Annotated in this window: 1 protein-coding gene; it reads right to left on the minus strand. The window is 70.2% G+C overall.

Annotation, left to right across the window (positions count from 1 at the left end; translation table 11 throughout):
- The coding region (locus IG99_RS43885; RefSeq protein ID WP_463607374.1) for a rhamnogalacturonan lyase family protein at nucleotides 1-262 on the minus strand (262 nt) is incomplete at both ends.

Below are 262 nucleotides of genomic sequence, written 5' to 3' on the forward strand. Positions count from 1 at the left end.
GCCCTGACCGTCGTAGCCCTTGCCGGAGTTGGCGGAGGAGTTGGTGTCGAAGGTCCAGCGGCGGGTGAAGGCACCGCCACGCCAGTCCCAGGCCGCGATGACGGTACGCGTGTAGTAGCCGCGCGCCATGATCAGGGAGGGGCGGGAGCCGTCCAGGTACGCGGTGCCCGCCAGGAAGCGGTCGACGCGGTTGCCGTACGAGTCGCCCCAGGACGAGACCGTGCCCCGGGCCGGGACGTAGTCGACACTCTGCATCGCCTTG

Source organism: Streptomyces griseus subsp. griseus, from assembly GCF_000720255.1.
In the GTDB taxonomy this organism is placed as follows: Bacteria; Actinomycetota; Actinomycetes; order Streptomycetales; family Streptomycetaceae; genus Streptomyces; species Streptomyces griseus_I.